The 26,422-nt window shown below is 55.8% G+C and carries 30 protein-coding genes and 3 pseudogenes; 24 read left to right on the top strand and 9 right to left on the bottom strand.

Features of this window, described 5'->3' with window-relative positions; all coding sequences use genetic code 11:
* The 3 genes from ELY38_RS00280 to ELY38_RS19245 form a co-directional block, all read left to right on the top strand.
* A partial coding sequence (locus tag ELY38_RS00280; RefSeq protein WP_222845094.1) for a hypothetical protein occupies nucleotides 1-962 on the top strand: 962 nt, incomplete at its 5' end.
* 96 nt (nucleotides 963-1,058) lie between these two features.
* Entirely contained in the window at nucleotides 1,059-1,478 is a 420-nt protein-coding gene (locus tag ELY38_RS00275) for a hypothetical protein (protein WP_035557849.1), read from the top strand.
* A gap of 39 nt (nucleotides 1,479-1,517) precedes the next feature.
* Nucleotides 1,518-2,141: an RES family NAD+ phosphorylase gene (locus tag ELY38_RS19245; RefSeq protein WP_232774555.1), complete on the top strand. Its 624-nt coding sequence runs from the start codon at nucleotides 1,518-1,520 to the stop codon at nucleotides 2,139-2,141.
* A 445-nt stretch (nucleotides 2,142-2,586) separates the two neighbouring features.
* On the opposite strand, the pseudogene ELY38_RS00260 reads toward ELY38_RS19245, so the two are convergent.
* Nucleotides 2,587-3,156: pseudogene (locus tag ELY38_RS00260) on the bottom strand (recombinase family protein); the annotation flags it as partial.
* A gap of 640 nt (nucleotides 3,157-3,796) precedes the next feature.
* Here ELY38_RS00260 and ELY38_RS00255 point away from each other — a divergent pair.
* Genes ELY38_RS00255 through ELY38_RS00245 form a run of 3 tightly spaced genes read left to right on the top strand, consistent with a single transcriptional unit; the run spans nucleotide 3,797 to nucleotide 6,166 of the window.
* Nucleotides 3,797-5,272 carry a sensor domain-containing diguanylate cyclase gene (locus tag ELY38_RS00255; RefSeq protein WP_127059533.1) on the top strand — a complete coding sequence of 492 codons (1,476 nt, stop codon included), beginning with the start codon at nucleotides 3,797-3,799 and terminating at the stop codon, nucleotides 5,270-5,272.
* 33 nt (nucleotides 5,273-5,305) lie between these two features.
* Nucleotides 5,306-5,629 (top strand): EAL domain-containing protein, encoded by a 324-nt coding sequence (locus ELY38_RS00250; RefSeq protein WP_101145389.1) that lies wholly within the window; start codon nucleotides 5,306-5,308, stop codon nucleotides 5,627-5,629.
* Between the two features lie 9 nt (nucleotides 5,630-5,638).
* Nucleotides 5,639-6,166 carry an EAL domain-containing protein gene (locus ELY38_RS00245; protein ID WP_127059532.1) on the top strand — a complete coding sequence of 176 codons (528 nt, stop codon included), beginning with the start codon at nucleotides 5,639-5,641 and terminating at the stop codon, nucleotides 6,164-6,166.
* Nucleotides 6,167-6,794: 628 nt separating this feature from the next.
* On the opposite strand, the pseudogene ELY38_RS00240 reads toward ELY38_RS00245, so the two are convergent.
* From ELY38_RS00240 to ELY38_RS00220, 6 genes and pseudogenes are all read right to left on the bottom strand, one after another.
* A pseudogene (locus tag ELY38_RS00240) lies at nucleotides 6,795-7,160 on the bottom strand (YeeE/YedE family protein); the annotation flags it as partial.
* A gap of 110 nt (nucleotides 7,161-7,270) precedes the next feature.
* Nucleotides 7,271-7,444, bottom strand: coding sequence for a hypothetical protein (locus ELY38_RS00235; RefSeq protein WP_176304696.1), 174 nt, complete (start codon nucleotides 7,442-7,444; stop codon nucleotides 7,271-7,273).
* Between the two features lie 69 nt (nucleotides 7,445-7,513).
* Complete coding sequence (locus ELY38_RS00230) at nucleotides 7,514-7,942, bottom strand: protein tyrosine phosphatase family protein (protein ID WP_035557861.1); 429 nt, start codon at nucleotides 7,940-7,942, stop codon at nucleotides 7,514-7,516.
* A 20-nt stretch (nucleotides 7,943-7,962) separates the two neighbouring features.
* The gene (locus ELY38_RS00225; protein ID WP_035558003.1) at nucleotides 7,963-8,874 is read right to left on the bottom strand and encodes an MBL fold metallo-hydrolase; all 912 of its coding nucleotides are present in this window, start codon (nucleotides 8,872-8,874) and stop codon (nucleotides 7,963-7,965) included.
* Nucleotides 8,875-9,161: 287 nt separating this feature from the next.
* Nucleotides 9,162-9,308 carry a hypothetical protein gene (locus ELY38_RS18985; RefSeq protein ID WP_157826461.1) on the bottom strand — a complete coding sequence of 49 codons (147 nt, stop codon included), beginning with the start codon at nucleotides 9,306-9,308 and terminating at the stop codon, nucleotides 9,162-9,164.
* Nucleotides 9,309-10,024: 716 nt separating this feature from the next.
* A complete protein-coding gene (locus ELY38_RS00220; protein ID WP_035557864.1) occupies nucleotides 10,025-10,297 on the bottom strand; it encodes a hypothetical protein in 273 nt (90 codons plus the stop codon).
* 765 nt (nucleotides 10,298-11,062) lie between these two features.
* Between ELY38_RS00220 and ELY38_RS00215 the strand changes: the two genes are divergently transcribed.
* The 3 genes from ELY38_RS00215 (at nucleotide 11,063) to ELY38_RS00210 (ending at nucleotide 12,707) form a co-directional block, all read left to right on the top strand.
* Complete coding sequence (locus ELY38_RS00215) at nucleotides 11,063-11,629, top strand: class I SAM-dependent methyltransferase (RefSeq protein ID WP_222845093.1); 567 nt, start codon at nucleotides 11,063-11,065, stop codon at nucleotides 11,627-11,629.
* A gap of 457 nt (nucleotides 11,630-12,086) precedes the next feature.
* Entirely contained in the window at nucleotides 12,087-12,239 is a 153-nt protein-coding gene (locus ELY38_RS18980; RefSeq protein WP_157826462.1) for a hypothetical protein, read from the top strand.
* A 192-nt stretch (nucleotides 12,240-12,431) separates the two neighbouring features.
* Nucleotides 12,432-12,707, top strand: a complete 276-nt coding sequence (locus ELY38_RS00210; protein ID WP_035557873.1) for a hypothetical protein — start codon at nucleotides 12,432-12,434, stop codon at nucleotides 12,705-12,707.
* Between the two features lie 243 nt (nucleotides 12,708-12,950).
* Here the strand turns inward: ELY38_RS00210 and ELY38_RS00205 are convergent, their stop codons facing one another.
* Complete coding sequence (locus ELY38_RS00205) at nucleotides 12,951-13,793, bottom strand: hypothetical protein (protein ID WP_083024693.1); 843 nt, start codon at nucleotides 13,791-13,793, stop codon at nucleotides 12,951-12,953.
* Between the two features lie 141 nt (nucleotides 13,794-13,934).
* Between ELY38_RS00205 and ELY38_RS00200 the strand changes: the two genes are divergently transcribed.
* The 5 genes from ELY38_RS00200 (at nucleotide 13,935) to ELY38_RS00180 (ending at nucleotide 17,203) form a co-directional block, all read left to right on the top strand.
* Nucleotides 13,935-14,291 carry a hypothetical protein gene (locus ELY38_RS00200; protein ID WP_035557876.1) on the top strand — a complete coding sequence of 119 codons (357 nt, stop codon included), beginning with the start codon at nucleotides 13,935-13,937 and terminating at the stop codon, nucleotides 14,289-14,291.
* A complete protein-coding gene (locus ELY38_RS00195) occupies nucleotides 14,284-14,694 on the top strand; it encodes a DUF6573 family protein (RefSeq protein WP_035557880.1) in 411 nt (136 codons plus the stop codon). Before ELY38_RS00200 ends, ELY38_RS00195 begins: the two co-directional genes overlap by 8 nt.
* 236 nt (nucleotides 14,695-14,930) lie before the next feature.
* Nucleotides 14,931-15,521 carry a DUF6927 domain-containing protein gene (locus tag ELY38_RS00190; RefSeq protein WP_052703853.1) on the top strand — a complete coding sequence of 197 codons (591 nt, stop codon included), beginning with the start codon at nucleotides 14,931-14,933 and terminating at the stop codon, nucleotides 15,519-15,521.
* 195 nt (nucleotides 15,522-15,716) lie between these two features.
* Nucleotides 15,717-16,295 carry a hypothetical protein gene (locus tag ELY38_RS00185; RefSeq protein WP_035557883.1) on the top strand — a complete coding sequence of 193 codons (579 nt, stop codon included), beginning with the start codon at nucleotides 15,717-15,719 and terminating at the stop codon, nucleotides 16,293-16,295.
* A 125-nt stretch (nucleotides 16,296-16,420) separates the two neighbouring features.
* Complete coding sequence (locus ELY38_RS00180) at nucleotides 16,421-17,203, top strand: hypothetical protein (RefSeq protein WP_035557885.1); 783 nt, start codon at nucleotides 16,421-16,423, stop codon at nucleotides 17,201-17,203.
* A 605-nt stretch (nucleotides 17,204-17,808) separates the two neighbouring features.
* Here the strand turns inward: ELY38_RS00180 and ELY38_RS00175 are convergent.
* Nucleotides 17,809-18,207 (bottom strand): MerR family transcriptional regulator, encoded by a 399-nt coding sequence (locus ELY38_RS00175; RefSeq protein WP_035557890.1) that lies wholly within the window; start codon nucleotides 18,205-18,207, stop codon nucleotides 17,809-17,811.
* Nucleotides 18,208-18,285: 78 nt separating this feature from the next.
* Between ELY38_RS00175 and ELY38_RS00170 the strand changes: the two genes are divergently transcribed.
* From ELY38_RS00170 to ELY38_RS00125, 10 genes and pseudogenes are all read left to right on the top strand, one after another.
* Nucleotides 18,286-18,705, top strand: coding sequence for a mercuric transporter MerT family protein (locus ELY38_RS00170; protein ID WP_035557893.1), 420 nt, complete (start codon nucleotides 18,286-18,288; stop codon nucleotides 18,703-18,705).
* Between the two features lie 33 nt (nucleotides 18,706-18,738).
* The gene (gene merP, locus ELY38_RS00165) at nucleotides 18,739-19,044 is read left to right on the top strand and encodes a mercury resistance system periplasmic binding protein MerP (RefSeq protein WP_127059531.1); all 306 of its coding nucleotides are present in this window, start codon (nucleotides 18,739-18,741) and stop codon (nucleotides 19,042-19,044) included.
* 63 nt (nucleotides 19,045-19,107) lie between these two features.
* On the top strand, nucleotides 19,108-20,742 hold the full coding sequence (merA, locus tag ELY38_RS00160) for a mercury(II) reductase (RefSeq protein WP_035557898.1): 1,635 nt from the start codon (nucleotides 19,108-19,110) through the stop codon (nucleotides 20,740-20,742).
* Between the two features lie 219 nt (nucleotides 20,743-20,961).
* On the top strand, nucleotides 20,962-21,405 hold the full coding sequence (locus ELY38_RS00155) for a glycoside hydrolase family 15 protein (RefSeq protein ID WP_052703852.1): 444 nt from the start codon (nucleotides 20,962-20,964) through the stop codon (nucleotides 21,403-21,405).
* A gap of 431 nt (nucleotides 21,406-21,836) precedes the next feature.
* Nucleotides 21,837-22,163, top strand: coding sequence for a hypothetical protein (locus ELY38_RS00150; protein ID WP_127059530.1), 327 nt, complete (start codon nucleotides 21,837-21,839; stop codon nucleotides 22,161-22,163).
* The gene (locus tag ELY38_RS00145; RefSeq protein WP_127059529.1) at nucleotides 22,164-22,421 is read left to right on the top strand and encodes a hypothetical protein; all 258 of its coding nucleotides are present in this window, start codon (nucleotides 22,164-22,166) and stop codon (nucleotides 22,419-22,421) included.
* Between the two features lie 138 nt (nucleotides 22,422-22,559).
* Nucleotides 22,560-23,906, top strand: a complete 1,347-nt coding sequence (locus ELY38_RS00140; RefSeq protein WP_035557901.1) for a dihydrolipoyl dehydrogenase family protein — start codon at nucleotides 22,560-22,562, stop codon at nucleotides 23,904-23,906.
* Nucleotides 23,907-24,096: 190 nt separating this feature from the next.
* Nucleotides 24,097-25,272 (top strand): annotated as a pseudogene (locus tag ELY38_RS00135) (ISL3 family transposase).
* A 172-nt stretch (nucleotides 25,273-25,444) separates the two neighbouring features.
* Nucleotides 25,445-25,906, top strand: coding sequence for a hypothetical protein (locus tag ELY38_RS00130; protein WP_035557913.1), 462 nt, complete (start codon nucleotides 25,445-25,447; stop codon nucleotides 25,904-25,906).
* Nucleotides 25,907-26,059: 153 nt separating this feature from the next.
* Nucleotides 26,060-26,401: a single-stranded DNA-binding protein gene (locus ELY38_RS00125; RefSeq protein WP_035557917.1), complete on the top strand. Its 342-nt coding sequence runs from the start codon at nucleotides 26,060-26,062 to the stop codon at nucleotides 26,399-26,401.
* The last annotated feature ends 21 nt before the right edge of the window (nucleotides 26,402-26,422 follow it).

Below are 26,422 nucleotides of genomic sequence, written 5' to 3'. Positions count from 1 at the left end.
CACAGAAAGGCAATGGCACCCAGAACCAGCAGGCTTCCGCAATGGCTGAAACAGGCGGAGAAAAAGTTATAGATGGTGCCTGGCTGCTGGACGATTCTCATACGGCAGGTGAGAACACTACACAGGAAGGCACGGGCCAGCCAATACCTTGCGGTGGGGATGCTGCACAGAAAGGCAATGATGCCCAGAATCAGCAGGCCTCAGCCAAAGCTGAAACAGGCGACGAAAAGGCTATAGTTGGCGCTTGGCTGCTAGAGGATGTCCCCGGTGTCGGTGGGGATATTGCACATTATGAGCAGGATGGGATGAGTAATTCCATTCATACTAAGACTCCAGCAGGATTTAAAAGAGAATCAGAGGGAGCTTGGTTACTAAATGAGATTGTTGAGGCGGCCGGTGGGAACGTTGCACAGATAGCGACCAATGACCAAATTTCGCCCACAACAAGCGGGGGGGATGTTGAACTGATCGCTGAGCAAGCCGAACCCACGAATGACTTTTCAGAGATTAGTCAGCTGACGCTAGGGGCTGACGCAGATAACCATAGTGATGTTTCGGCTGAGCTGGGTGACTGGAGCCCAGAGGCCGATAACGCACCGAATGATACCCATATTCAACTTGGCCTGGGGGAGGCAATGCTGGCCACAGCTGAGCATGAGTCCCCAGTGACACAGCCGAGCCATCAGCCAGTCCCTACTGTCATGGTTGATAAAACGACGCAAGGTGCTACAGAACAGCAGAAATCGGCTGTGTCTGGGCAGAAAGATGTACGGACATCCTCACCTATCCAGCGACGCCTGAAGAAGCGAGGTGGGACCTCGGCTGGTCGCCAAAAGGCTTTAAACAACGAAGCGCCAGCGGATAAAAGCGAACAGACAGGCCAAGTGAAAGCGAGCAGAGGGTCATCCAAGCCTGCCGGTGCCAAGGCGGAAGTAAAAGGAGTGCCTAAGCTGTTCAGTTGACCAAACATCACCTTGCGGAGATGGACTTCGAAGCGCTGAAGTTATATGATGCATTTATGTAGCAACATCGCTGCATTTTTGCAGGGAAAATAGGCTATGAGCGTTGAAGCAATCATCGAGCCGTCCGATTACGTTGCTCCCGACACTTTCAATCAATTCCTCGCTGACTTGAAAGCTCGGGCACGGCAAACCAAGAGCCCAATCATCAGCCCGAGGATGTTCTGCCTTGCCCTGGGCATGGATGTACAGACGCTGGCCTCGCGGGCGCATGTCCACCGCGTTACTGTAAACCGCGCCCAGGGGGCTGAGAAGCTGCAGACTTACTTACGGGATGCGGTGCGAGTCATGGGAGCAGCGGCTGACATAAATGGTAATTTTCAGGATGCCGCGTTCTGGTTTCGTAATGAACCGATCAGCGCATTCAATTTCAGGACACCAGAGCAGTTGGTCAGCGAGGGACGAGCTGAGGATCTATTGAACTATGTTCAATCACTTCACGCAGGCGCGGCTGGATGATCCTTACCAGCCTGGCAGATCAACCAGCCTATCGTGTCCATGTCCCCCGCTGGGCCATCGCCCCCCACAAGTGGCGCAGGCGCCGCCCAGCATGGCGGTCGCCTCAATCGTATCGGGGTTCCCGCACTCTACCTTGCTCTGGAAGAGCTGACCGCGCTTGAGGAGTGCCGGCAGCTCTCGACCCTGATGCCACCCGGTCTTATTGTGAGCTACACGGTAGCGTTGGCCACAGTAGTGGACTTCAGCCATGGGTACACGGCTGACTGGGACTCTCTCTGGCAGGAAATGGGTTGTGACTGGCGTAGAATTTTGTTTAATGATCGCGTTGAACCGCCCAGCTGGTTGCTCGCTGACCTAGCCTTGGAGGCTGGTGCTAGCGGCATACTGTTCCCGTCGTTGGCCAATCCACGGGGTGTAAACCTCGTAGTCTACACCGACGCCTTCATTTCACGTCACACCGCCCCTACCTCTCTTCGAGACCTGTCATACGGGAATGAGAAGAGAAGGATGCAAAATCATGATGATGTGCTGATTGTCCGAGGCGATGCTGATCTACGTTGCTACTGGCTAGCGATGGAGGGGCAGCCCTTTGCAGATGTCGAGCCAGCGGAGTTCGGGATCGAGCGGCAGAAAGCGCAGGTAAGGTTCCTTACTTGGGACTGATCCTACTCTGCCACAGTAAGGCTATCAATTGATGGCAAACGGAGAACCTGCCCGTTAAGCATGGGTTATACGGGCTTGTAGTTCGCCCAGACTGTTGATTTCACGCTTCCCCAGGCTGTCTGCTGAGGGAGGCATTTTCAAAACCGCTTGATCCATCCGGTCAGTCATGCTTTTTGAAAGCTCGAATAATGAGAAAAGCTATGAACAGCGCTAAGTGGAATAAGTTGCTAGCTCGGTGGTGCCTTCTTAAAAATCAGTATCAATTGGGTTCAGGGGACTGCAGCCAGTCCAAGTTCTTACTGGCCTATCCTTAAATGCTCCAAGTTTAATACTATTATGCTTACACATATCGGCTGATTTTCTGCCATCTTTGATCATAAAGTCGATATAAAGCATCACTATTAGGCTAGAAGTGTCCGGAGAACACAGAGCAGTCCAGTTTTCTTTACACATGAAGCTTGCCCCTCCAGGTGTTATTTTCAGAAGACGATCGCACTGCGTGTCTGAAGTCGGTTGCACTGTGGTCTGGGGCTTCGGACTGGCTGGCCTCCAAAGCGGCGTAAAGGGCCGTCTTGCTGACCTTGATGCGTGCGGCGGCCTCGCGGATGCTCAGCCCATTGGCGAGGTGCTCCCTTGCCCGCTTCAGCTTGTCGTCGGTGACAACGGGCTTGCATTCTCCTTTGCGCCCACGGGCGGCGGCAGCGGCCAGCCCCGCCTTGGTGCGATCACGGATCAGATCACGCTCGAACTGCCCCAAGGCGCCGAACACGTGGAAGATCAGCCGCCCACCCGGCGTGGTGGTATCGATGCTTTCGGTCAGCGACCGGAATCCGACGCCACGCGCGTCCAGAGTGCTGACCACTTCGATCAGATGCGGCAGTGAGCGTCCCAGTCGATCCAGTCGCCACACAACCAGCACATCCCCGTCGCGCAGGAACCCCAGCGCGGCTGTTAGGCCGGGTCGTTCTTCCTTGGCCCCGGAGACGGTGTCATCAAAGATTCGCTCGCACTCCGCCTTGCGAAGCGCATCGGTCTACAAGGCGGTGTTCTGCTCTGCCGTCGGGACCCGCGCATAGCCAATCAGCGCCATTGACTGCCCCTTTTGTCCGCTAATCCGTCCGTTTATCTTATTGTCCCAAAATACATCAAACAAGCTGTTGTCGGACAATGTCCGGATTGGCCGCCTAATGATCGTTTCTCGGACAGGCTGCATTGTGCGCCGCCATGCTGAACCAATTCGAGGATCGTTTGACACGGCTCGTTCACAAGTCCGCTGCACACCGGGCGAACCGCCCAATGTATGGGTACAACCACCTTCTGACAACGACAGGCAATCAATGGGCTCAACACACGCGTTCGATGCGCTGATGAATATGGCGGGTTCATCGTTCCGTCACCATCGCTCGCTGCCCTGACTGCCGGCAGCCGCGGTGCCTCCAGCAGTGCTTCTCTATCCAGCGTTAAAGGGAGTGGTGGCCGATTACGGGTGAATAAAATTACTCTTGAGACGCTTTCAGTGTAACTTCCTTACAGATAAGTTATGAGCTATATCACAGTCTGTTCGCACAAGCGCGACAAGCGACGGGCGACGAAGGCTCTTTGGCGAAAGAGCACGCGGATACTCTTCTTAAGGCTTCGACATGGACAACGTGTAAGTGCACGCCGAACAAGAACGCGGGGATAGCGCCCCTCAGGACGAATTGGCCTCCATCGAGTCCAGTGAACGGCTTATGAGAGCCCTGGGGCGCGGTCTCTTAATCAGCCTGGTCACGATCTTGATCGCCGTGGCCGGGGTCTTCGGGGTGGTGATCCTGTCGTCGCAGTCGCTCGATCGCTATGCCGAAGCGAAGTCGCGGGAGCAGGTGCAGCGACTGCTCGATCTCGAGCTCGAGGAACTGGCCAACCGCAGCCGAGATTATAGCTGGTGGAACGAGGCCGTCGAGCTGGTAATCTACCAGCGAGACACCGACTGGGCCATGGAAAACGTCAGCGGTTATCTGCAGAACCAGTACGGTACCGACTGGGTAGTGAGTCTGGATCGCGAGGCGACACTGATCCACGGCGTACACAAGGGTACGGAACTGGAGGCGCTGCCCGAGGGCCTGCTGACCGCCGAGTTCAAGCAGCTCATGGCCGAGGCCATCGACACCGATTTCGCCGACCCCGAGCCCGCATCTGACATCCTGGATATCCAGGGAGCGCCTGCCCTGGTCGCCGTGTCGCCGTATGTGGCCTACGACCCGACCCCGTATGCCACCGATCAGGCGCATGGCTATCTGATCCTGGTCAACTACATCGACGAGGCCATTCTGGGCGCTTGGCGTCGTGATTTTCAGATCGAGGCCCTGCGTCTGCTGCCTGCAGCGGCAGCTCCCCCTCGGGAGACAGGCCAACTGGCGTCCCTCCCCCTGGCAACACCGAGCGGCGAGCCGCTGGGCACCCTTCAATGGCGTCCGGAGCATCCTGGCCAGAGCCTCCTCACACAGCTCCTACCCTGGGTGATTGGAGGCGTGCTACTGATCCTCGCGGGCAGCCTCTTCTTCTATCGACGGCTGCGAGCCTATGTCAGGCTGGCCCATGGTCACCTCATGGAATTGAGCACCAGTCGGGAACTGCTTTTTCGTCAGGCGAACTACGATTTTCTCACCGGATTGGCGAACCGGTCGCTGTTTATAGAGCACCTGAACCACGAGTTGGCGCGCTGCATCCGCCATAAGCTGAAGGCCGGAGTCCTCTACGTTGACCTGGACGGTTTCAAGGCCGTCAACGACACCCTGGGCCATACCGCCGGCGATGAGCTGCTGTGCTGGGTGGCCAAATCCATGGCGAAGCTCGTGCGCACCGAGGACGATGTGGCACGCTTCGGTGGTGATGAATTCTGTCTGTTGCTGACCGACGTCGCCTCTGAGGAAGATGTGTCACGGGTCGTCGACAAGATTCATGCCCTGCTGGCGGGCCCCGTTGAGGTGGGCGGCAAGCACATGCTGGTCGGGGCGAGTATCGGGATCGCGATGATTCCCGACGACACTCAGGATCTCTCCGATGTGTTCCGCTATGCCGATATCGCCATGTACCAAGCCAAGTCGAGGGGCACAAACCTGTTCTGCTTCTATGATGCAACGATGGAGTAGCGCTCGCAGTAACATGCAAGGCTGAAGGGTCTGTTGGCTCATTGCCTGACCCATGAAGAGCTGTACCTGCGCTATCAGCCTATCTATTCTCTGGTGAGCCGTGAGATCACCGGCATGGAAGCACTGCTCCGGTGGCGCCACAAGGAACTGGGGGAGGTGTTGCCGGCCGAATTCATTCCCGTGGCGGAAGAAACGGGCCGGAATATCACGGTCTCGATCAATATCTCGGCCAAGCAGCTGCGCGACCTGACGTTTCCGTTCAAACTGAAACAGCTGCTGGAAAAACACGGCGTGGAGTCTTCCAGCATCAAGCTCGAGATCACCGAGAGCCTGTTGATCTTGGAAAGTGACAACTAGCACCGTGTACTGCTCGACCTGGCGAAGCGAGGATACCGCCTGGTGCTGGATGACTTCGGCACGGGGTATTACGGCCTTGGCGACCTGGGCCGCTATCCCCTGGAAACGGTCAAGATCGACAAGTCGTTCGTGTCCGGCCCGAAAGCCTCCTCGCTGAACGCCTCGCTGGTCAAGACCATCGTCTTCATGGCCAACCACTGTGGCATGAAGACCATCGCCGAGGGGATCGACACCCCCGAGCAGGAAGCGTTCGTGCGCGATACCGGCTGCACCCACGGCCAGGGCTTCCTCTTCAGCCGTCCGACCTCGGTGGCCGACATCATTGCCCTGATGGCCCCGCCCTCGCCTTCCCCAACGGCGTCCTGGAACGAGAGCGTCTCGGTCTCGGGGCATGCCCCATCAGGCGCCAGGGAGTCATCCCTGTGTCCGGCCATGCACTATCGTGGTGCATGGTCGAGCATTGTAGTTGCCCGTTGCCCGTTGCCCCGCCCAAGGCCCACTGGCGTGTCGGGCTGGCTGGCCTTCAAAACGGCGTAGAGGGCCGTCTTGCTGACCTTGATGCGTGCGGCGGCCTCATGCCCCAATTCAAGTGTCACCAAGGCTCCGATGATGGACGTTCGGAACTGGGCCTGTGCTCAGGTCGGACAGGATGGTCACGCCTTGCTCTGCAATTGGTGATGTATCTGATGCCATGCCTCGACCCGCCCATGGTGCTTAGGAGGACTGAGCATAGTCGAGGTTGGTGAAGGCGATTGCTGAAACAATTCTTTCAGAAGACCACTGCACACCGGGCGGTCCGCTCGATGCGCTGGTGCAGCCGTCTTCTGAAAATGACACCAGGACTTCCTGGAGGGGCAATTTTGCGTAAATAAATTACGTTAAATTTTCTACGTAAAGAAAACGTACCTATTATTCGGATTTATAGAGCCATGGTCACTACTACGCGTCCGCGAATGCGGCCGGCGAGCAGATCATCGACCGCCTCGATGGCGTCGTCGAGGGCGATGGAGCTGGTGATAGCATCGAGCTGCTCGGGAACCAGCAGCTGCCCCAGACGCCGCCAGGACTCGACGCGATCCGCGTAGGCGCGCATCACGCTGTCGATCCCCGCCAGGGGCACGCCGCGCAGGATAAAGGGCGCGACGCTGGCGGACAGGTCCATGCCCTGGGCCAGACCGCTGACGCCGTGACCACTAGTACAGCCGCTGCCGACTTTTGTCCCGACGCCGACCAATAGACCTGCCAGCAGCATCAGCCCGATATCTCCCGCCGGCTGACCGATGACCTCATCCGGTGCGCCGGAGACATTACCTAGCCCACCTCCCAGTAAAATAAGGATGAGTGGGCCGCTGAACAGACCCAGTAGGAAGGCCAGGCGCCAAGCCGAATCTCCTGCGGGTTGCTCCAGCAATAGTCCGGAGAGGATTCCGCTGACGCCGGAAATACGACCCAGCGTTGCCATCAGCCATACAGCTGCCAGGCCGATCAGCACACCGCCGATCAAACCGGAAAGACTTGCCGCTATGTCCACGTTGTGTCTCCTCTATGTCAGGTATTTGAAATATGCCGGACAAGCCGTGTCGAAGCATCGTCATTGTCGGGATCGCTCAGCTCTGCAGAAGAATGAGCGTGCAAGGCATGTCAAGCATCGAACGTGTTCAGGAAGACATTACCGCTGAAATTGCGTAGGAATGCTGTCTTCAGCAGGCGGTTCATCTCTGGCCCCTTGACCTCGCAAAGGTGCAGTTGTAACCCCGCATCACTCAAACGCGGGTTGATCGACTGCAAACTATCCAGTGCCGAGGCATCGATCAAGTTGACGGCCTGGCAGCCACTGAGCGATGGGGAAATAGCGGCGCAAACTGGCCATGCCGGTCAGCGCTATTAGTTGTCATTGGCCTGGTTTTCGAGGCTCTCGCGAAGCGGCTCTAGGTCATAGCCGGCCGACTTGGCAGCACCGACGAGTTCCGAAATCGGACGATGCGAGACCTGTGAATAGGCCCAGAGATGAGCGACCCGTGTGCCGGTCCGGCAGAAACCGATCACGGGAGTCGGCGATAACTCCAGGGCATCGGCAAAGGCGGCAATGTCCTGCTGGGAATACTTGCCGGGCTTGACGGGAACTTCATGCCAGACCATACCCAGTGATTCTGCCTTAGCCTTGAGAGCATCGGGATCCGGCTGGTCATCACTTTCCCCACGCGGGCGATTGGAGATAATGGTGCGGAACCCTTGCTCGGCGAGCTGTTCAAGTTCGTCGAGGCGAGGTTGTGCTGTCACATAAAGACGATCATCGAGCGGTTTGATATCCATAGGTTACCTCCTTGGTCGCTTTAGGAGCGCGCCTCATCCCAGGCGGCCCCCGGTAGAGCATCGAGGGGAATCTTTAGGTAACGACGACCATTATCCTCTGGCTCTGGCAGGTCGCCGCCCCGGATATTGACTTGCAAGGCGTGCAGGATCAGTTTAGGCATGGGCAGCTTGGCGTCACGCTCGTTACGCAAGGCGATGAAGCTGTCCGCTGTCGGGCTGTCTCGGAGATGAATATTGGTTTCGCGCTGGACTCTCACCGTGCTTTCCCACTCTGGCTCGCGATCGCCGGGCATGTAGTCGTGACCAGTAAAGAGCCGAGTGTCGTCCGGCAGTGCCAGGATGGCCTGAATGGAATCCCACAGTTTGTGAGCATTGCCCCCGGGGAAATCGGCACGGGCCGTACCACCATCCGGCTGAAACAGCGTGTCGTGCACGAACGCCGCATCGCCGATGACGTAGGTGATCGACGCCTTGGTATGGCCGGGCGAGAACATAATCCGGCCTTCTATCTCGCCCACGTGGAAAGTATCGCCCTCTACAAAAAGGTGATCCCACTGGCGGCCGTCATCCGGAAAGTCGGGCCAGTTGTATATATCCTTCCATAGCGCTTGCACTTGTGTAACGTAAGCTCCTATAGCCGTTGGTGCTCCTGTCTTTTCCTTTAGATACTGTGCTGCCGAAAAATGGTCCGCGTGCGGATGGGTATCCAGAATCCATTCGACCTTCAGCCCTTGGCTGGCAACGTAGCCCAGCAATTCATTCGCATGGTGCGTTGCGATAGCGCCGGACTTTTCATCGAAATCTAGGACTGGGTCGATGATTGCGCAGCGCCGAGTCACAGGATCGCTAACAACGTACTGCACGCTAGAGGTCCGCATGTCGTAGAAGCCGACAACATCTGGCTTGCCTGGCGAGTGTCGAAACGTTTGCATGGCATCCTCGGTTGTTGGTAAAAACGTTACTAGGTTAGAACAAAAAAACATAATGTCTAGCATCAGCAACCAAACCGCACAAATCATTTATCGCGGCAGCCTTCAAGGAGAAACACCTACTCTGTTTCGCTGGATTGACCCATTTCAGGGCTTCGTGGACTATAATGATGCGATAGAAATCCTGATGAGGATGAAGTTTGCCGACCTGTGCTAGATCATGCAGGGCCAAGCTGACGATACTTGCAATGGCAAAAATCCCCATTGGTAAGGAGGCTTGTTATAGCTGATCATGGCCGTGTACGGCGGGCTTTGGGTGCGTGCGTAGCTACAAGGGCATGCTCGACAAATACTTTGCCATCCATGGCTTCACGGATCGCAGCCAACACGGCTGACACAATCAACCGCCAGTCTGGGTATGCGGCTCGACTAAACATGACTGATTTCCTAAGCATTCCTACGCAGGTTTCCGTCGGCCCAACGAACTGGACCGGGAGGAGATATCGAGCATGCACTGAAGCAAACGTCGCAAAGCTTAGATTGGCTGGGGTCTTCCTAGGAGAAACAGTGCTGACTTCTGCCAACTGTGACCATTAGATATCTAGCGTGATTTTTGTCCATTTACCCTTCTGCAGCGTGGAATTCGGGCTCAACGAGCTCGAGGAGTATGCGCTATAGGTGCTGTACAGGGACTGAAGTACTGACTTTGTAACAATCAGCCCACGAGGAAAGGGTAAGAAGATAGCTCGTGCAAATCGACAAAAAGCGAATCCAAGTCAGGATGAAATTCAAGGCGTGGCGTTATCGGCAGGAAAAGCTAAGCGAGGTGTGCTTAACGTAACCATTACTGTAAATGAGATAGAAAGGGAGAGAAACAATGATGGATGGAATGATGAACGGTGATGCAATGATGTGGGGGATGGGGCTGATAGGGCTTCTTGTCCTAATACTGCTTGTGCTCGGTATTGGGGCTCTCGTTAAGTATCTATTTAAAAAATAAGCGAGACCTTAAAAGCGGTGAGGATACTGAGGGCTCTCAGTGAGTACAACCATTTGCTTCCCAAGTTCACACAAGGGCAGATAGCCGGCATATACGAGTGCCATGTTATTCCAACTGAGGCGCGGGACATCCGCAGCCACTCATTGCCTGTTGCTAAAGAACAAGTACTATACGAGTGCGGCAACCCCAAGCACGAGGAGCAGGATTACAAGCAGACAGAGCAGGTCCATCCCACCACATCATCAATCCGCCGCAAGCCACCATTTCGCCCATCGTCAGTTCTTCTCCCTGTAGTGTCGGTTTCTCCTGCATTTCAATCTGCACCGGATGTCCGGCGGCTTTCCACTGCGGATAGCCCTCGGTCAGGCTTATCGCCTTAGAAAAGATTGGTATTCTGACAGCGATATACCCCGCCGTCTGGAGCATCGGTAAGCTCTTTACCGGTGCCTGGTCAGACCGGGTGGGGCGTCAGGGGCTCATCGTCTGCCAGCAGTGGTCATTGTGGTGTTTGCTGTCTCCGTAGGGTTTTCGGGATTTGCGACGGGCGCGTTCCTATTGGGATAGGTAAAGCGATGGTTTATCCTACCCTGTTCGTCGTCATCGGTGATGTCGTGCATCCAGCGTGGTGATCCTCGGTTGGCATCTATCGCCTCTGGCGTGATCTTGGCTATTTCTTAGGCGCTATTATCGCAGGGGTGGTAGCGGATACACTGGGACTGGCTGCGGCGTTGTGAGTGGTGGTGGCTTTGACGTTCGCCTCGGGCCTATTCTCGACGCTGCGCATGAAGGAGGTACTCCAGATCACCGCACGGTCTCAGCGCAGCTGGATCCCTAACCAAGCTGGGAAGTGATTTACCGACCATCTCCTTGCCCATAGGCCCGGTCACGCCCGCGCCAAAAAGGAGAAAGACATGACGAGCATCACTCCTTCTTCTTGCCCGATGGGTCTTGGGCGCAATAGTCGTAGCAGTAGACATTGCCGGAAAGTTCAACACCTAGGACGGGAAAGAGCGCGTTGTAGTGCCCCAGAGATGGAGGGCAACAAAGGGCACAAGCTGGCTTAGCGGGGGTGCTATAGGCTTACAACACAATGATATGAGTTTTATCCCTATCGAATGTGGAGGAAGTGCCATGGGTTTTTATAGCCGCCACATACTACCGCATCTGATCAACCTGACGATGGGAGCGGGGATGCTTAAGAAATATCGTCAACGTACCGTGGCCAAAGCTCGGGGGAGTGTCTTAGAACTTGGATTTGGATCTGGAGTTAACCTACCTTATTACAACCCTGAGCTTATAGAGAAGTACTATGCAGTGGAGCCGGATGGTGGCCTTTTAAAGCTTGCGCAAAAGCGTATTAACAAAGCCCCTTTCAAGGTGGAAGTGCTGCAAATGGGCGCAGAGCAGATAATACTACCTGATGACAGCATAGACACGGTCCTGAGTACTTGGACACTCTGCACGATTCCGGACATAGAAGCGGCTCTAGCCCAGGCGCGAAGGGTGCTCAAGCCCGGGGGACAATTGATTTTTGTCGAGCATGGACTCGCGCCAGAAACCCGCGTTGCCAGCTGGCAGCAACGGCTGACTCCGTATTGGAAGCGTTGCGCCGGTGGCTGCCATCTGGATCGGCAGACAGATGTGTTGCTTCTCAATGCCGGCTTTGTACTCCAGGATCTGGCTACAGGCTATCTCGGTCGTCCCAAGACCATGACGTTCATGTATGAAGGCGCGGCCAAGCCTCCCGCTGTCGGGTGAGTGAACTGGGTTCGCTGGCGGTAGATGGCGAACTCCGGGGCGCGAGATGTGAAAAAAATCAATTACATGCTACATAGCTGCTGGTGTAGCCCAGCATGCATGGCGGAGCCAGCGGCCCAGTAACGTGATCGCCAGCATGTTATGTCTCTCCACCCCTGTCTCGGTACGGTCACCCTCGGCTCTATCTCGGAGTGACATTCTGGTTTTTATCTTGAGCCCAGGTAATGAGGTCTCGGGTTCAACAGTGGTTTACGAGGCTCAACAGGCCCAGTACCCGGCAAACTATCGGCATTATGGTGCTTTTCTTAATTGGCATTGCCCTAATCGCCAGTGTGGTCTTTCGCTAGGCCACTGCTTTTGCATCTGCCGTTCTGCATGTTAAGGACGGTAGGTCTATGCTATCGCTGGATCGGCGATGTGTGCGGCCTCGGCCTGCTGTGGGGGGGTGAAACTGGTCATGGGCCCCGTAGTGCGAACGCCTTTCCCCGCCGCCTCTAATCTCTTCGCCAAGGTAACGGTGGTGGCCAAGGAGAAGGGTCTGTTGATCTACCTTCGGCGCACTCTGAACGGCCTGCTCGATGAACTGCTGACGCAGACCAGTCTCACCTGACGCTGGTCAAGAACGACGCAACGAGCCGGACATTGGCATCGGCAGGCGGAACCGCGCTAGTCGAGTCGCCCGCGTGATAGCTATCGTTCACGGAAAATTCGCTGTGCACCCTATTTACGAACCTGAGTGTCACCCTGCCCCCCTATCTCCTCTTGAGACCTGTAATCCAGCAGGAATGAGAGGAGTAGGATCATGAGCGTAAAGTTTCAACAATGGGTCGCCACGGTACGACGAAGGATGCAGGATGGCCAGCCTCTGCTGGGGCCGGACAGCCTGCAGGCACTGACAGACGATGTACGAAAACTCGGTCTTGGCGCTATGGGTGCCGGAGTTCTGGGTTTCTTCGCTCCTAGCGAGAAAATCACTCTTGGTGCATCAGTTGCCATGTTTTTCGTAGGTGCTATCATTTGGGTAACAGGTATTGCGTTTCTTGTAAGAATTGAGCGCAACAGTGCAGAAAAGGATTGAATTTATGAGCCCTTTTGGATGGTTAGTTACAGCTTTTGCAGTCTTTATGGCGGCCGTGTGTTTATTCACGTTCGTTCAAATTGAACGCAGCAAGCATCATCACCATCAGGACGGCAGCAGCAGTTAGCTGAATTCTGGCGATTGTCATTCTCGTCAGAACAAGAGACATTGATCTCACATTCAACAAGCTCTTCCTTCGCGAAGAGCTTTTTTATTTCCGGTTACCAGAGGCTGGCGGATGGTTCAGCTAACCACTTCCTTGGCGAGGGAAAAGGCCACAGCCACCAGTGCAAGGCAGCCCAACGCCAGAGGATTGGTAAGAAAACGACACACTGCATAGCGGTATGGATGGGCTTCAATGCGGTCTTTCGTGGTCTGCAGGCTTGCAGCCTTTCGCTTGAGCTTCGCTATCTGCCCTTCCTGTTCTTCCAGCTTTCGCTGCTGATCAACTAGCCAGTCACTCGCATTCACCTTTTGGATATTCAATCGCCAGGCACGCTCGGCATCGTCAGTCGTCAGGTTTTCAGCAAGCATGTATTTTGATCGAGCGGTTATCTGCGATTCGGTTTCACTAGGGATGAATTCAATACCGAACTGCTCATAGAACCGATCACGCCTAACCTTGTTATTTCCATCGTGTGCGCCTGGCTTTTCATCTTGCCACGACAGCTCGATCTTCATTACCTCTGCCAACGGCCACTGCCTGGCCCAAGTGACGATCTCTGCCATCAGGTAGGTGCCGATACGAAACCCGCGTAAACCGTTAAGAATCATTTGAATATCTGCGGGACCTCTGCATTCACCGTGAGTGAGTCTGACCCGCTCCCTATCTGTTGAGCTTGAAGGCGAATATGCAGCTGACCATTCGAGTTCATTTCCCTCAGGAGGCCGCTGGGTATCGATCCGTTTGACTCTAAGCGTGAGTCGAGCGCCCTGGCCAACAATTTGTTCTATCCGCTGGATCATCAAAATCGCGTCTGGGGTCTCGCTGTTGGGTGTCTCTCGGTGGCGAACCTGGATAACACGCAGATTCTCTCTGGGCGCTCCCTCAGTAGTGCTGTCCTGGGCTGTTGCTTTACCGACCATAGGCATCTCCTGAATTGATTGTTTCGCATGCGAAACAGGTAGGGGGCTACCAATACCATACTTTTCAACGTCAGCAAGGCCCCTATCTCTTCTTGAGACCTGCTTTGCAGGAATGTGAGAGAGAGAAGAGAGAGAATCCCAATGGAAACATTTGGCGAGCGTTTGGAAACGATCATCTACAGCCGTCGCGGCGGTAACTTCGGTGAATACTTAGGCGTTGAAGGTCTGAGCCGGAGGGTGCGAATAAGCGAGCAGGTGTTCAAAGTCCGCTCATGTGTGGATGTGGATTCTGACTGGATGTGGGAGGTTACGCACGAACCAAGCGGCTTGTCTGAGCGTTCTAATGAACGCTGGGGGCTATGCTTTGCTGCTGATCGACTGGCTCGCGTTGTTAGACGTGAGAGCGCCTGGAAGTTGCCGACTGGGCCTGAGGTTACACCCATCCCAATGGCTGCTTTTTTGGCGTCACGCCAACAGGGGGCTACAGCTCATGTTTGATGAAACTGACATGATCCATAGCTATTCCCGTGCGGATGCCATCGAAGATGGCAATTTGGTAGATGTCAGCGAACGTGCTGAGCACGCCGCCGGCAACATGATGGGTTTCAAGGTGCCTGTTGCCATGACTGCTGCAGCCTGGGAGGCTTTGGTGGCGTGGCATGACGGTAGAAGCCCTCATGAGATGCAGCAGCAAGAGGATAAGCGGTTAGGCGATGTATTGCTTGTCGCCCTTGAGGCTGCTGCGAGAGAGCGCAACGAGAGATATATCGACTTCATCGTTGATGTGATTGAGCAATCCGAAACCGGCTCTATCGTTGTGCCAAAACATGTTGTTATGACTATAGGTCCTGGGGATACCCCTAAGCCTGTGATAACGATCATGCTACCCGAGGAGGACTGACGCGATCGCGCAGTTATCACTCCTCTTTCTAAGCCCCTAGTCAGCCTTGTGCTGCCTGGGGGTTTTTCTATTTATGATGCCCATGAGCCAGGATCATGATTTTGCGGCTTCGATCCTATATGGCACTGCAATGGGAGCTAGACGCTATGTTTCGCATGCGTAACATTTTCTGTCAGTTTCACCCCTATCCCCTCCTGAGACCTGCAATACCGCAGGAATGAGAGAGGAGTAAGATTATGGGTACTTTATGCGTACCAAAGCCGTCCGACCGTAAAGCCTACCTGGACAAGGAATACACCAACCAGGATGGATCTAACGAAGTGCTGAAGTCGAGTTTCGTGGGCTCTACCTATTACGCTGCGATTAAGGTCCAGCGGAGGGGAGAGGCCACGGATCATGCGTCTATTGAGTACACGATAGCGGCGGTCGTGAAAACTAGCTGTTCGCAGGGAGAGTTTTGCTACAAGTCGATGGATGAAACCATGGGGCCAGCCTTGTCACAGTGCCCTGCATCGATTCTCAAACTGCTATCTCCGCTTGAGGAGCTGGAGCAGTTGGGGGTAGTAGTGGGAGTCGGACTGAAGTATGCCAGCGAATGGCGTGAGAGATGCCTAAAGCATGCTGAATCGAAAAAGCAGCGTGTGCGTCTGCAAAATGGCGATCGGATAAAACTACCGTACACAGTACGGTTCGTTGGAGGCCTGGAGTGCGACACATTCACCAAGGTGGACTTGCCGCGCAAACGCAATGTTTTCAGGCCAGATGGCTCGTCCAGCTTGGTAAGGCTTCAGGCCCGCCACCTGGATGATGCTGTAGTGCTCGCGTAGTATTTCAAGCCCTCTCTGCTGTTCTCAGCATGGGGCTTTTTCACGCTGGCGCCAGCCGCGCTATACCACCTGACACACAAGCCCTATCACTTCCTGAGGCTTTGGCCGTGTTCGTGTTCACCTCATGAAGCCCCTTTGCATCACCCTCCCCTCCCCCCCGATACTGAAACTCACCTTAGCCAAATGGAAGCCGTTATGACTGACTTAACGCATGAAGACCGCTTGTTTCTTCGAGAGCTACAGAAAAATATCGCTGCTAGTTTGGCCGGCTATTTTGATCAAGCGTTCGGCACTAATGTGCTGCCCGCAACCGGCGCCTCGATCACCATTGAGGGTGAGGTGAAGATGAACATGTACGATCACGCGCCAGGGCTCGCATTCTTTGAGAAGGAAACCTCACGTTCTGTGGCTGTACCTCCATACACTGAGTATTACAAACTGCGTGAGCTGGCTGAGGCTGGTTTTGCTGAGTTTTATCAGGCATCGAGTGAAGCCGAAGACGTATATGAAGGATTGTTTAGGCCTTTGATCATGCGTATCTGCAATAGTGGTGGGGTTGTTATAGACCTTTACGAACGAGGGGGCTGGCTCGTGGACACAATGCCTCCTAGCCAATGGACCGAAACGGCAGTTCAGATTGAGGAGCTGAATCGAGAGGGTAGCTTTCAGTCAGGATGGGACAATTTTTCGACAGCCCAAAGGCTGCATCGGCAGGCCTCTCGGCTACAGCAGTTGCTCACCCTTTCTCGTCACAGGACGAAATGCGCTGCCTGACACAGCCATAGCGACAGTACTATGAACCCTCTTTGTTTCGCGTGCGAAACACTTAGCTCGTCAGTTACTCCCCTACCTCATCTTGAGTCCTGCATTTACGCAGGAATGAGAGAGGAGTAAGGATCATGACGACACAGACAGACAAGACCACCTGCTGGATACCGAAGTGCCAACTTCCCGCACTGCGCGAAATGGTAGAACGGCTCGATCGCAAGGCAAAGAAACTTGGCATGGCGTCCTTCGAGATCAACGTGCTGGAAGAGGCTGTAAAGCCCTGGGCTCGTGAGAAGTTGGATCTTGAAGATCGACTGTCGCACTTTAAGCTGGAGCAGATCGTTGCCGTGAAAGTCGCAGTCAGTGGCGAACCTCCGAAGCTGGACGGGTATCGCTTGCTGGCGCGAATCGACATGGCAGCGAACCAGGCAGCACGGGGCACTCCCTTGGAGTGGGCATATAGCCGATTGCCCGAGCCATACAGATCGGGCGACGCCACGGGCGACTGCAGCCACTGCAACAAACGGCGTGAGCGGCGTTATCTCTTTCTGATGGAAGAGATGGCAATTGGCGTTGTCCTAGAGGTCGGAAAGACATGCCTCAAGGACTATCTTGGCCACCAAGGCGCTGAGTCGATGATGGCCCGTGCTCAACTATTGGTCTCTGTTATCAATATGATGGAAGAGATCGATGAGGTGGGCATATGCGGCGGTCGCCCTCCAGATGCTGTTGTCGAGCTGCGATGGCTGGTTGCCGCGGCAGTAAGGCAGATTCGGGAGCGAGGCTTCGTGTCTCGTGCTCGAGCAGAAGAAACTGGCGACCTGGCCACAGCAGAAATTGTGGGTGAGATGGCTCGTTCAGTCCCGATGGTCAGCAAGCGAATGAAGGCGTGTGTCTCTGAGGACGTGGCGTAGGCTGATGCGGTAATAGCTTGGGCACGGCAAGTGATCCCTCTGCAGACTGAGCATAACGATTTCGAGACGATGATTGTTCATCATGCTCGTTTCGACTTGGTTAAGCTTAAACGCGGAGTCGGCGTTATGACGGCGGCTGTCACTGCCTACGATCGACATGAGGAGTCAGCTGTTAACACCGAGTCAATGATGGCTCTCGGCTATGCTGGAGGTCCTGGCGATCAGTTGGAGATGGAAGTTGTGCGTAAGCGGTCCTTTTCATCAGATACGCGATGGGAGCTGATGTGGAAGCACATATTCTGCGACCCCGAAGGTCGGTACATTGTCTGGAAAACAGGTAAGGCCCTTGAGGGGAGTAAGGTTGTACTGAAGGGGCGAGTCAAGGAACACGGCGAGTACCGCGGGATTTCCCAGACTGTCGTGACACGCTGCTCAATTAGACCTACATGATTCACTAGCCCCTGAACCTTTCGGTCAGGGGCTTTTTTATGGTTCTTCGCCGATCAGCGAGAAAGAGAAGGAGGACGTCAATCACAGAGATTGCCTTAAGCCGCTCTGATGCGAAGAGGTAAAAGATGAACCACACCGCAGTAATAGGTATTCGGCTAAGAGGTCTCAGAAAGAATTTCTATGATGGGACATTTGGGAACTTCCTCTCCGCTGCATTGGGCCGACATTTCTTTTAAGGCGCGTTGCATGCGATGCAGGTCATTTATCTTGCGCTGGATATCGTCGGTATGCCTGAGTGCAAGCTCCTGTACCTGAGCGCAGGTGTAATGCCCGCCATCAACCAGTCGTAGAAGGTCCTGCACCTCTTCGAGCGTAAATCCCAGTTCGCGCGCTCGGCGGATAAACGTCAGCCGTGTGAGGTGGCGCTCTTCATAGCTACGAAAGCCGTTCTCGCTTCGGGGCGGATTCGGCATAAGCCCAATGCGCTCGTAGTACCGAACCGTCTCGATGTTGCAACCGGCTCGTCTGGCTAGCTCCCCTCGGCGTAATGGCATGGCCTACTTTCCTCTTGATCCTGTAGTAGCTACAGGGGCTACAGTAGCTATGAATACCCAAATTGCAAGAGAATCACTATGCAAGACAGTAAAGACCAGACGCTTGATCGAAGCGAGCAAACCACGACGAGCCGATCAGGGCGCAAAGGCCTACTGGCAAGCGGTAGTGTCATTGGCGCGATACTCGCCTCCGCCTGCTGCATTCTGCCGGTGGTATTTCTCTCACTGGGCATCGGCGGGGCCTGGATGAGCAATCTCACGGCGCTTGCGCCCTACCAGCCGCTCTTTCTCGCCTTCACCCTGGCAATGCTCGGTATCGGTTTTTATAAGGTTTATCGCAAGCCCAAGAGCGCCTGCCGGGCCAACGCTTGTGATGTGGATGGCTATTGCGGCACGCCGCTTGCCGAGCGAGTGATCAAGATAGCGTTGTGGGGTGCGACGGCACTCGTCGTGTTGGTGCTTGCCTGGCCGTATATCGCCCCGCTGTTCCTTGGCTAATACACCTTCAAATTTTCCTGGAGTCTTTCTTATATGAAATTTAGCACCTTGATCGGTACGCTTTTTTTGTCCGCGGCAAGTGCCGGGACGGCCTTCGCCGCTCAACAGACCGTCACCCTGGCTGTTGACAATATGACCTGTTCGACCTGTCCCTACACCGTCAAGAAAGCGCTCAATCAAGTGCTCGGTGTGGAGAACGCCACGGTTTCCTACGAGGAAAAAAGCGCCACCGTGACCTTCGAAGATGCCGAGGCGAGCGGGGCGGACTTGACCGCCGCTACGACCAATGCGGGCTATCCGTCGCGCCTGGCCTCCGAGAAAACTAAACAAGCCCAGTAACCACCTAGCCCACGTTCATCGAGGGCTGCGGGAGTTGTGCGAAAGGATTACCGAGGAATTTTTATGCAAACCACGATTACAGTTACCGGCATGACCTGCACGAGTTGCGCCGACTCGACTCAGGCGGCGCTCAATGCACTGCCCGGGGTCGAGGCTGAGGTCTCTTATGACCAGGGCCGCGCGGTAATAATGCGCCCGGGCGAGGTGGGTACCGAGCGTCTGCTTGAGACGATCCGTGCCAAGGGCTACGGCGCCGATCTGACGCAGGCCACAGAGCGAGCCAGCAGTGACCGAGGCAGCGAACAGGGTCTACATATTGCCGTGATCGGCAGTGGCGGGTCTGCCATGGCAGCGGCGTTGAAAAGTGTCGAGCGGGGTGCCCGTGTCACCCTGATCGAACAAGGTACCATAGGGGGTACCTGCGTCAACATCGGCTGCGTGCCCTCTAAGATCATGATCCGTGCCGCGCATATTGCCCATCATCGCCGCGAAAGCCCGTTCGATGACGGCATCACGGCAACGGCACCAACCATTGATCGTGGCCGTTTACTGGCCCAGCAGCAGAGCCGTGTGGAAGAGTTACGTCACGGTAAATACGAAAGCATCCTAGAAGGCAACCCGGCCATTACGGTTATCCGCGGCAGGGCCCGCTTCCGTGATGCCCAGACCCTGATTGTTGACAAGAACGATGGCAGCGAGCGCGAGGTCGCTTTCGATCGTGTCTTCATCGGGACCGGCGCGCGTCCCGCCATTCCACCGGTATCGGGGCTGGCTGGCACGCCCTATTGGACCTCGACCGACGCCCTGGCCAGCGACACCCTTCCCGAGCGTTTGGCGGTGATCGGGGCATCGGTGGTCGCGGTGGAGTTGGCCCAGGCCTTCGCGCGGCTGGGCAGCAAAGTGACGATCCTGGCGCGTAGCCGCCTGTTCTCCCGCGAGGACCCGGCCATTGGCGAGGCCCTGGAAGCCGCTTTCCAGGCCGAGGGCATTGATGTATTACGAGGCGTCCAGATCAGCCAGGTGGTGCATACCGATGATGAGTTCGTGCTCACGACGGACACGGGGGGCATCAAGGCCGACAAGCTGCTGGTCGCGACGGGCCGCACGCCTAATATCGAAACGCTGAACCTTGACGCCATCGGCGTAGAGACTGCCCGCGGAGCGATTCTGGTCGATGATTCTCTGCGTACCACCGTACCCACTATCTATGCCGCTGGGGATTGCACCGACCAGCCGCAGTTCGTCTATGTCGCCGCTGCGGGCGGCAGCCGCGCCGCCACCAATATGACGGGGGGCGAGGCGCGCCTGGACTTGAGTGCCATGCCGGCGGTGGTCTTCACCGACCCGCAGATCGCAACCGTCGGTTTGTCCGAAGCCGAGGCCGAGGCTCAAGGATTCGCTACCGACAGCCGGACCCTGACCCTGGATAACGTGCCCCGTGCGCTGGTCAACTTTGAGACCGGCGGCTTCATCAAGATCGTCGCCGAACGCGACAGCGGGCGCCTGCTCGGGGTCCAGGCCGTGGCCGGCGAAGCCGGCGAGCTCATTCAGACGGCGGTCATGGCCCTGCGTGCCGGGATGACGGTACAAGACATCGCTGATGAGCTTTTTCCTTACTTGACTATGGTCGAGGGGCTCAAGCTCTGTGCCCAGACCTTTACCAAGGACGTCAAACAACTGTCCTGCTGCGCGGGGTGACAAGCCTTGATGTGACGTTGGCGACCCTTGTTCGAGAAATGGCCGATCATGTCGCCGCCCACTGGCACGAACCCGATCAAGGGATCTAGGAAATGCGTGGGGAACCGCGTCATCACGTCTACAAATACCATGGCCTGGGTCGCACTCGACCGCACACTGCGCCTGCTGGGTCCTCAGCCCGCCTGGGAACTGGCATGAGATGGCATATTTCAGGCCATCGTGACTCAGGGGATCAAGCTCAGTGGCGGCTACCTCACGCAGGCCTTCGGTCATGACGATCTCGATGCCGCGCTTTTGTTGATCCCATTGATGGGCATTCCTATCGACAAGGCCGTACTTGAACTGACGGCTGCAGCAGTGGAAGAGCACCTATGTCATGGCGATGTCGTACACCGCTACCTGGCTTCGGATGGGCTTTCCGGCAGCGAAGATGCGTTTCTGATCTGTAGTTTCTGGCTGGTCGATATACTTCTAATGCTTGGTCGAGCCGAGGAGGCTCGCGCCCTGTTCGAGCGGTTACTGGCCAACGCCAACGCCAACGATGCGGGGCTCTATGCCGAGGAGAGCGATCCGACGACGGGCCTGTTCCTTGGCAACTTCCCGCAGGCTTTTACCCATCTTGCGCTGATCAACCGTGCCCTGCATATACAGCTCTACGAATAAGGTAGCGTGACGGCACCCATGCGGATTGCGTCCGGCGTACTGCTTCAAGCCTGTCCTCGGTCGCAACCAATGCGCCTTGGCGGCGCTGCCTCGGTCAAGGAGGCCGGGGTTCGTGACACAGTTCTGGAACTGCACCCGACCTCCTGGCCAGGCAAGTGAGGCGAGCCAGACAAAGTCTGCCCCTGCCCACAAGGCTACCGAGTCGACCTTGGGCAGGCTGGCTTCTTCAGTTACCAGACATAAACAACAACCACCTTGTCCCTGTAATAACTACAGGTCTACGTTGAAGTCAGCAAGGTCAGGATTTTCAGATTCGCCAACGAGTGAGGAGGGCCTATCCCTGCCAGCTCGCTCCCATGAATACCTGCAGGATGGCCGTTGATTTATCGGAGCAAGAGGCTCTCCAATGTCAATGAAAGGAGGCAACGACGATGTCTGAAGTGGAAATAGGCCGCCCCGAAGGCCGCACGTCCTACAGTGACTACGCCGAACGCTACTATGCTCAAGCGGGGGCGGGAAGAAACAGCCTCTCCGCAAGCGAGTACGTGGCCGTCGTCGAGGGCTTTCGGCGTGAAGTCGTTTGCATGGGGCAGTGCAACTTGTACCTCGCCGCGACGAAAGACTCGCAAATCAAGGAAGCGATCAAGACCTACCTTGAGGATGTATGCAACCCCAACATCCATGAGATGAAGAAGATTCTGGAAGTTGGCGGTTACGCCCTGCCGGCGCCGCTTGAAGAAACCATGAGCCCTGACTAGGTGCCCGATCAGGATACCTGTGTCGCCAATGACCGGATGATCGTGAATGCCCAGTGGTTCGCGGCGCGTGCGTTCATGACGCTCTGGCACAACTACGCCAGCATGAGCCAGCGCACGGATATTCGGGACGCCTTCATTCGAAACTATCACCGGGCCAACCGCTGGCATGTCACATTCCATGAAATCGCGGTAGAGAAAAAGCTAATGGCCCCCTTGCCCACCGTGGAGCCGAAAGACATGCCACTGATCCCCGAATAAGTGGCACGGTTCAGAGGGGAATAACGCATTTCCAGGGTATCGCTGTTCGGGCCACGGTAGAACGAAGCCTGGACAGCGATGACTTCAACGCGGCGACTAGCGGCTACCAAGTCGCCGCTACGCAAAGGAGTAAACAAGATGGCAGCATCCTACGATCTCGTCGCTATCGGTACCGGCACCGCCGCTAAAATAGTCGTCATGCGTGCCCAAGCCGCCAACTGGCGTGTTGCGATCATCGACTCCCGCCCCTTTGGGGGCACCTGTGCCCTGCGCGGCTGCGACCCCAAGAAGATGATGATCCAGGGGGCCAAGGCGCTGGACCATGCTCACCGCATGCAAGGCAAGGGCGTGGAGGGAGAGGTCCGTATCGACTGGGCCGAGCTGCTACGCTTCAAGCGAGAGTTTACCGATCCTGTGCCTGAAAAACACCAGGCCATGTTCAGCGACAAGGGCATCGATACCTACCATGGACAGGCGCGTTTTACCGGCCCCAACCGCCTAGAGGTTGAGGACCAGGTACTTGAAGCACAGCATATCCTGATTGCCACGGGAGCCGAGCCAGCCACCCTGGGTATTCCAGGCGAAGAACACCTCATAGACAACGAACAATTTCTGGAACTGGCTACTTTGCCGCCGCGGATTGCCCTGGTCGGCGGGGGCTATATTGCCGCAGAGTTTTCTCACCTGGCTGCCCGGGCTGGAGCTCAAGTCACCGTCCTACAGCACGGCGAGCGGATGCTCAAGCCCTTCGATCCGGACCTGGTCGATTGGCTCATGGAATCCTTCCGTGATCAGGGCATTGATGTGCGAACCCAGACCAACGTGGACGCCATCGAAAAGACGGCCTCCGGCTATCGTGTTCGCACCTCCTCGAATGGCGAGACCGGCACGGTTGATGTAGACCTAGTCGTGCACGCGGCCGGAAGAAAGCCAGCCCTCAAGGCCCTCAACCTGGAAGCGGCCGGTATCGAGACCGAGAAGGGGCGGTTATCGCTAAATGAGCATCTGCAAAGTACCTCGAACCCCGCCGTTTATGCCGCAGGCGATGCCGCCCAGGTGGGGCCGCCCCTGACCCCCGTGTCGAGTCACGATGCCAAGGTGGTGGCCGCCAACCTGATCGATGGCAAACGTAGCACACCGAATTATAAAGGGGTGCCGAGTGTCGCTTTCACCATTCCGCCTATCGCCTCCGCCGGTCTCGACGAAGCGCAGGCCCGTGAGCAAGGGCTGAAATTCCGCGTCTCGAGTCAACACACACACAACTGGTTTACCGCCCGTCAGGCCGCCGAGCCGGTCTATGGCTTCAAGATATTTATCGAAGAAGAGACAGATAAGGTACTGGGCGCTCATCTCGTCGGCCCCAACGTGGATGAAGTCATCAACGTATTCGCGCTGGCCATTCGTCATGGGCTCACCACCACGGACCTCAATACGACAATGTTTGCCTACCCAACGGGGGCCTCAGACATAGGCTCGATGCTCTAGGAGAGCCTGATAGCGGCAACTTGAGATGGCTAGACCTCATGCCTAAGCATTGAGATCTTTATTTGGCAACTGAGGATAAGAGTTCCAAACCATTTTCAGGTTTCACTGCAGGATAGCACCCGTAAACGAGAATGACGGCGGTAGAAAGGTTTAAGCCAAAAAAATGTCCCAACCAGACCACCGCCGTGCCATGGATGCTAGTTTGCTTACCTTGTTCTGGGAAGACTTCGAGTTGGTTTGCTATGAATCACTCGGCGCCAATGGCCTGCTGATCAAGCTCAAACTCACCGCCTCACACCCGCCCTGCTGCAGTCGCTGTGGCCAATCCACCTGGCTCATTCATGATGTCAGTTATCGCCGTGTGCGTGAGCGCGACCTGTTCCAGTATCGCGTATGGCTAGACATCCCTGTGCGCCGAGTACGTCGTCCGGCCTGCGGCCCCCGATGAGAGCGTATTGCCTGGCTAGCCGGACGTCAGCCACTGACCTGCGCCATGGTGAGCTGGGTCGAAACCCTGGTTCGACTTTCACCTATCAAGCATGTGGCCGAGCTGGTGGGGCTTCAATGGTATACGGTCAAGACTATGGATCATCGGCGCCTGAGTCATGAGACAGCCCAGGCAGACCTGACCCGGGTGCGGCGTCAGTTTGTCCTGCACAAGGGGAACCATTATGCCATGGTGGCTGTTTGCGCCGACACACAGCAAGTCCTGTGGGTCGGCGAGGGGCGTTCATGCGCATGCGCTGCCTTCGAATGGCTGGACAGGGATACCTGTCAGCAAAAAGAAGCGGTCGCCATGGGCATGAATACGGCAATGGACATGGAAGCCAAGCAACACTGCCCAAAAGCCAGGGTCGTTTACGACCTGTTTCACGTGGTCGCCAAGTTCGGTCGCGAGGTGATCGACCGGGTGCGGGTCTATCAGGCAAACCGGCTACGCGAGAACCATGCTGGCCGGCGTGTGATCAAGCGCAGTCGCTGGTTGCTCCTGCGCAACCGCACCAACCTGGACCCTGAGCAGGCCGTCAAGTTGGATGTATTGCTAGCCGCCAAAGAGCCGCTGACCACGGTCTACCTGCTTAAGAGCTAACTCAAAGAGCTATGGTACGCACCTAGTGAAGCCGAGGCCCGCCGACGCTGTAAAGCGTAGTTTGGAATGGCCATCGACAGTGGGCTCAAGTCGCTGGTTGCTTTCGCCAAGCACCTAGAAGGTATCGTTGCCAGTGCCCTTTATCGACTCAACACCAGCGCCCTGGAAGGAATGAACAATCACATCAAAGTCATCAAGCGAATGGCTTACGGCTACCGGGACACGGCGTATTTCTTTCTGAAGATCAAAGTCGCATATCCCGGCAAAATGCGATGAACTTTTTTATTCTGTCGCTTGCCCTTTCTTAACCCCGTAAAAAACTACCTCTACAGCCTAGGGATGTTCTGCATGCGAAACATTTTACAGGCGCTCTAGCTGTCCACTTATGGCAGTCCCCGCCCTATCTCCTTTTGAGACCTGCATCGCAGGAATGAGAGGAGAGAGCGACATGAATATTGAGCTGATTATTAATCAAGAAGATGCCATAGCTTTTGGTCGTGAGTTCGGCGGGCTGCAATTAGATGACCTCCGTGCTGATAAGGTGGCGTTTGCCATCGACTCAGCGCAAGGCTCTCTTTTCATTCTGCCTCGTGAGGCCGGTCGCCGCTGGCGCCAGCCAACGCCACGTCAAATGGCTGACTTGGGAACGGATGTGAATGTGGCCTTCGAGGTCTTCTCGCTTGGTGAGCTTGAGGGGTTCGCTTTCTCTGTCGAGGATGGACCTGTCATCCAGGTGCGTCGCCCTGATCGCAAATTGCATCGGGAAAGCACTTTACAGGCCATAGAGAGCGCCGAAGATACATTCATTGTGAGCTTCACCAAGAGAGCTTTTGGTAACTTCCTCCTTAACTTGGCGCACTGGAGTTATCTCCAGCCCAAGGCAAGAATCGTTCGTCACCTCCCGAGGTGACCACTTCAAAGCCTCCTCGACTCATCTGAGTCAGGGGGCTTTTTCATGCGTTAGGAAAATAAACCGCCCAGGTTCGCTCCTTAGTGTCAGTAGCGCCCCTATCCCCCAACGAGACCCATTACGTTGGGAATGTGAGAGAGAGGAGATTTGAACATGTGGGGACAGACTCTACAGATTGGTCACATTGGCGAACCAGAAGTTCGGACCAACGGCAATGGCAAAACTTACGTTCGGTTCGGTATCAACATGGCCAAGAAAGTGGGTGATGATCCGATGTGGCTTAACTGCATCCTTGGTGGTCGCTTCGCCGAGGTTATGAAGGATCGCTTGAAGCGCGGTCAGTTGGTCTTTGTCGAGGGCGAATTGTCCTTCCGTAAGGCTGATAACGGCACTGTGTATACCAACCTTATGGTGGACACTTGCCGCATCCTCCGTGATCCGCGTAGCGCTGGTGCTGCAGGTGATGGAGACGAAGGAGTGGAATTTCCCTTTTGATGTTCTATTCACAGCCCCTGG

Source organism: Vreelandella nanhaiensis (assembly GCF_003990185.1).
GTDB lineage: Bacteria > Pseudomonadota > Gammaproteobacteria > Pseudomonadales > Halomonadaceae > Vreelandella > Vreelandella nanhaiensis.
The sequence above is the reverse complement of the archived record's forward strand: the minus strand, read 5'-3'. Positions and strand labels throughout refer to the sequence as shown.